The sequence below is a fragment of the Leyella stercorea DSM 18206 genome (assembly GCF_000235885.1).
Classification (GTDB): Bacteria; Bacteroidota; Bacteroidia; order Bacteroidales; family Bacteroidaceae; genus Prevotella; species Prevotella stercorea.
Map to the genome: position 1 here is coordinate 1 of NZ_JH379463.1, position 1,282 is coordinate 1,282.

The 1,282-nt window shown below is 46.6% G+C and carries 1 protein-coding gene; it reads left to right on the forward strand.

The window, feature by feature from the left end:
* Nucleotides 1-156 precede the first annotated feature (156 nt).
* Nucleotides 157-936 carry a formylglycine-generating enzyme family protein gene (locus tag HMPREF0673_RS11325; RefSeq protein WP_245544254.1) on the forward strand — a complete coding sequence of 260 codons (780 nt, stop codon included), beginning with the start codon at nt 157-159 and terminating at the stop codon, nt 934-936.
* Nucleotides 937-1,282 lie beyond the last annotated feature (346 nt).

Sequence of the window (1,282 nt, forward strand, 5' to 3'; positions counted from 1 at the left end):
ATGGTGAAGGGCACGAATGGCGTGGCAAGGACTACATTGCCAGTAGGTCAACACTCGTATATTGTCTTTTGTGATGGGTATGAGTCGGAAGAAGGCATGGTTAAGCTTAAAGCTTCAGCACCGAGCAATATACAAATAACGCTGACGAAAGAAGCAGTGGCAACACAACAAAATATAGTTTCTGAACCTGCAGTGGCTCAGCAGCCCGTAGTACAAGTACCTATAGCTAAAAGTGATAATATAACCATTCCCGTAAAGAATGGCATCAGCATTGATATGGTTCGTGTTGAGGCGGGAACGTTTACTATGGGAGCGACACCAAAGATAAAGGAACCGTTGTATGATGAGCTACCTACCCATCGTGTAACTCTGACCAATGACTATTACATTGGCAAATACGAGGTGACTCAGGCTTTATGGAAAGCCGTAATGGGTAATAATCCTTCTTGCTTTAAGGGTGACAACTTGCCAGTTGAGCAGGTTAGTTGGGATGACTGCCAAGAATTTATCAGCAAGCTGAACCGTATAACCGGCAAGATGTTCCGTCTTCCCACGGAAGCCGAATGGGAGTATACCGCCCGTGGCGGCAACAAGAGCCGAGGGTATCAGTATAGCGGCAGCAACAACCTTTCTGATGTTGCTTGGTATAGTGGCAATAATGGATACGTGACTCATGCCGTTGGTACAAAGCAGCCCAACGAGTTAGGTATATATGATATGATTGGCAACGTATGTGAGTGGTGTCAAGATTGGTATGGAGCATACAGTAGTTCCTCACAGGTAAATCCAACTGGTGCTAATAGTGGATCCCGCCGCGTGTACCGTGGTGGTAGCTGGCGCTACCCTGCCCCGTACTGTCGCTCGTCAGTCCGTGCCGCCGGCGAGCCTAACAGCCGCGACGACTTCCTTGGGCTCCGCTTGGTTCTCTCCGAGTAACGACTTCTTGTTTCGAGTAGTCCACTCTTATTATTAATGTCCTAAGTTTCAAAACGAGATGTTTTTAATAAGGGCTTATCCCGAGGCTCGTCCCTCGCCTCTCCTTTTAGCCCTTATTAAAAATATCGAGTAAAATTCCGGTGTATCCGGAAAAAACTAATATAAATTTTATGCGAAATATTCTTCTATCCCTTGTCTTGCTCTTTGCAGCAATATCGTCAGCTCTTGCCCAAGAGCTGACTGTAAAATCCTTCAAGCTCGCTGGAAGCGACTTGACAGCCCAAACTCAGCCACGTAAGGACCTTAACAACCGTAACTGTGCAGTTGTGAAAGTACAGTTCGTGGG